Annotated in this window: 1 protein-coding gene; it reads right to left on the bottom strand. The window is 72.6% G+C overall.

Going from position 1 to position 4,422, the window contains the following annotated elements; all coding sequences use genetic code 11:
• Window positions 1-4,422: beta-ketoacyl synthase N-terminal-like domain-containing protein (locus ACF073_RS41385; protein ID WP_392076730.1), on the bottom strand; the 4,422-nt coding region annotated here is incomplete at both ends.

Here is a 4,422-nt window from a genome sequence, read left to right as displayed (position 1 = left end):
GGCACCGCAGTCCCACACCACCACATCCGGAACCGGGTAGTCCTGCCCGCCCCCGGACACATCCTCCCAACGCGCCCACGACACATCCGATCCCACCGGAGTCGCCACGCGTGACCACTCGGTCGTGTACAGCGGTCCGGCGGCGGAGGCATCGGCCGTCAGCTGCTCGGCCGACACGGGGCGGCTCACCATCGAGCCCACCGACAGGACGGGGCGGCCGGTGGTGTCCGCGAGCGCGAGCGCCCATCCGTCCGCGCCGACACGCGTCAGCCGTGCCCGGACCGCGGTGGCCCCCACCGCGTGCAGCGACACGTCGTTCCAGGCGAACGGGATGGCGGTCTCGCCGGTGCTGGTCAGGATGGCCGCGTGGAGCGTGGCGTCCAGGAGCGCCGGGTGCAGACCGAACCGGCCGGCGTCATCGTGCGCCCGCTCCGGGAGCACGACCTCGGCGAACAGCTCCTCGCCGCGCCGCCACACCGCACGGAGTCCCTGGAACACCGGTCCGTAGCCGAAACCGGCGCCGGTGAACCCTTCGTACGCGCCCTCGATCGGGACCGGCTCCGCGTCCGCGGGCGGCCAAGCGGTCGCGTCAAACCCTGTGCCTTCGAATCCAGTGCCTTCGAACCCTGTGCCGTGGTCGGCGCCTGGCGCGAGGATCCCGTCGGCATGCCGGATCCATGCCGTCTCGGCCGTGTCCGCCGGGCGGGCGTGCACAGTGAAGGAGCGGCGGCCGGACTCGTCCGGTTCGCCGACGCGCATCTGGATTTGGACGCCGCCGTGTTCGGGCAGCACGAGCGGCGCGGCGAGCGTCAGGTCCTCGACCAGGGCGCAGCCGACCTCGTCGCCGGCGCGCAGCGCGAGTTCGAGCAGTGCCGTGCCGGGCACGAGGACGCTGCCCAGGACCGTGTGGTCGGCCAGCCACGGGTGGGACCGCAGGGACAGCCTGCCGGTGAAGAGATGGCCGTCGACGCCGGCCAGTTCCGTGGCCGCACCCAGGAGCGGGTGCTCGGCGGATCCCAGGCCCACGGAGCCGAGTTCGGCCACAGTCGTGGTCGCGTCGAGCCAGTACCGGCTGCGCTGAAAGGCGTACGTGGGCAGGTCGACGAGGCGCTGCCCGTCCCCGTCCCCGGACGCGGGCGCGGTCGTGGGCACGGGCGTGAAGAACGTCCGCCAGCCGACGGGTACGCCACTGGTGTGCAGCGAGCCGAGCGCGCCGGTCAGCACCGTCGTCTCGTCCCGGCCCCGCCGGAGCAGAGCGAAGGCGCGCACGCCGTCGACGTCGAGCGTGTCGTGCACCATTCCGGTGAGCACGGCGTCGGGTCCGATCTCGGCGAACACCGTCACACCGAGGGTGTGGAGCGTGCGGATGCCGTCGGCGAAGCGCACGGCTTCCCGAACGTGCCGCACCCAGTAGTCGGCGGAGCCGAGTTCCTCAGGCGTCGCGAGGCGACCGGTCAGGTTGGACACGACCGGGACGGACGGCGTGCCGAACGACAGTCCTTCGACCACCGCACGGAAGTCATCCAGCATCGGATCCATCAATGGCGAATGGAACGCATGCGACACCCGCAGCAGGGTCGACTTACGGCCCTCGAAGTGCGCCCCGATCCCCTCCACCGCCTCCGCATCACCGGAGACGACCACGGCCCGAGGGCCGTTGACCGCCGCGATCGACACCGACTCGCTAAGCAGCGGGCGTACTTCCTCCTCCGTCGCCTGGACGGCCAACATCGCACCGCCCTCCGGCAGCGCCTGCATCAGCTGGCCACGCGCCGCCACCAGCCGACAGGCGTCCGCGAGCGAGAACACCCCAGCCACATACGCCGCCGTCACCTCACCGATCGAGTGACCGGCGACGAAGTCCGGCCGCACACCGAGAGATTCGACCAGGCGGAACAGCGCCACCTCCACCGCGAACAGTGCCGCCTGCGCATGCACGGTCCGGTTCAGCAGCTCGGCGTCCTCACCCCAGACCACCTCCCGCACCGACCCATCCAAGTGCTCGTCCAGACCGGCGCACACCGCGTCGAACGCCTCCGCGAACACCGGGAACCGGGTATACAACTCCCGTCCCATGCCAAGCAGTTGCGAACCCTGTCCCGAGAAGAGGAAGGCCGAGGCGGCGATGCCGCGGACCGAGTCGGTGACGACCGCGGAGGCGGAGGCGGCGGAGTGGGTCAGCGCCCGCAGGCCGTCGAGCAGGTCCGTGCGCTCCGTACCGAGGATCAGGGCCCGGCATTCCAGGGCGGTACGCGTGGTGGCCAGTGCGTGGGCGGTCGCGGTCAGGTCGAGGTCCGGGTGGGTCTCGACGTACGACCGCAGTCGCTCAGCCTGCGCGCGCAGCGCTTCCGGCGTCGCCGCGGACAGCAGCCACGGCAGCGGGCCCCCAGCGGGCGGGGCGGCCGGCTCGGCGGTGGCGGTCGGCTCGGGGCTCTGTTCCAGGATCAGGTGTGCGTTGGTGCCGCTGATGCCGAACGCCGAGACGCTCGCGCGGCGCGGGCGGCCGGTCTCCGGCCAGTCGACCGCGTCCGTGAGGAGTTCGACGGCGCCTTCCGTCCAGTCGACGTGCGGCGAGGGCTCGTCCACGTGCAGGGTCTTGGGCAGCACGCCGTGGTGCATGGCCATGACCATCTTGATGACGCCGGCGACGCCGGCGGCGGCCTGGGCGTGGCCGATGTTGGACTTGATGGTGCCCAGCAGGAACGGCCGGTCTTCCGGGCGGTCCTGACCGTAGGTGGCGATGAGTGCCTGGGCTTCGATCGGGTCGCCCAGGGTCGTGCCGGTGCCGTGCGCCTCCACCACGTCCACATCGGCCGATGTCAGTCCGCCGGCGGCCAGAGCCTCGCGGATCACCCGCTGCTGCGAGGGTCCGTTGGGTGCGGTGAAGCCGTTGCTCGCGCCGTCCTGGTTGACGGCGGAGCCTCGGATCACGGCCAGGATCCGGTGTCCGTTGCGCCGGGCGTCGGACAGCCGCTCCACGAGCAGGACGCCGACGCCCTCCGACCAGCCGACGCCGTCCGCCGTCCCGGCGAAGGCCTTGCAACGGCCGTCCACGGACAGGCCGCGCTGCCGGCTGAACTCGATGAACATGCCGGGCGTCGACATCACCGTGGCACCGCCGGCGAGCGCGAGGGAGCACTCCCCCGAACGCAGGGACTGCGCCGCGAGGTGCAGGGCGACCAGCGACGACGAGCACGCCGTGTCGACGGTGACCGCCGGTCCCTCCAGGCCCAGGGTGTACGACACCCGGCCGGACACGACGCTGCCGCCGCTCGTACCGGAGGGGTGCGCGCCCAGGGCGTAATCGTGGTACATGACGCCGGCGAAGACACCGGTACGGCTGCCCTTGAGGGTGGCCGGGTCGATGCCGGCGCGCTCCAGGGCCTCCCAGGACGTCTCCAGCAGGAGGCGCTGCTGCGGGTCCATGTACAGCGCCTCGCGCGGGGAGATGCCGAAGAACGCCGGGTCGAAGTCGGCCGCGTCGTGCAGGAAGCTGCCGTGGCGCGTGTAGCTCTTGCCCTCCTTGCCCGGCTCCGGGTCGTAGAGGTCCTCGATGTTCCAGCCGCGGTCGGCCGGCAGGTCGGAGACGGTGTCACCGCCGTCGAGGAGGAGCTGCCACAGCTCTTCGGGCGTGGTCACGCCGCCCGGGTAGCGGCAGGCCATGCCGACGATGGCGATCGGCTCGTCCTCGGCCGCCCGCCCGGCGTCCCGCCGTACGGGTGTCTCGCCTGCCGTGTCACGGACTCCGAGTTCACCGAGGATGACGTCGGTTACCGCCGTGGCGTTGGGGTGGTCGAAGGCGAGGGTGGCGGGCAGTCGCAGGCCGGTGGCCTTGTTGAGGTGGTTGCGCAGTTCGGTGGCGGCCAGTGAGTCGAAGCCCAGTTCCTTGAAGGCCCGGTCGGCGCCGATCGCCTCGGCCGAGGCATGGCCGAGGACGGACGCCACCTCCCCGCAGACGATCCGCAGCACCAGGCGGTGCCGTTCGCCGGCGGTGAGCCCGTCGAGCTGCCGCAGCAGCGACCGGCCGGCCTGCGCGTCGGCGCCGTGCGCCGCGGCACGCCGGGGCCGGGGGGCCATGCCGCGTAGCAGGGCCGGGACCTCGTCGGTACGGGTGCGCAGGGCGGCTGTGTCGATCCGGACGGGGACGACGGTGGCGAGCCCGGCCCGCAGGGAGGCCGCGAATAGCTCCAGGCCGGTCTTCGCCGCGAGGACGGGAACGCCCTGGGCGGCCATCCGCTTGCGGTCGGCCTCGGCGAGGTGGACGCCCATGCCGGCGCCCGCGTCCCAGAGGCCGTAGGCCATGGCGGTGGCGGGCAGGCCCTCGGCCGCGCGGCGCGTGGCGAGGGCGTCAAGGAAGACGTTGGCCGCCGCGTAGTTGCCCTGCCCCGCGGTCAGGACCAGCCCGCCCGCCGAGGAGAACAG

Origin of the sequence: Streptomyces sp. NPDC015171 (assembly GCF_043079545.1) — a bacterium.
In the GTDB taxonomy this organism is placed as follows: Bacteria; Actinomycetota; Actinomycetes; order Streptomycetales; family Streptomycetaceae; genus Streptomyces.
This window is presented reverse-complemented; position numbering and strand designations above follow the sequence as displayed.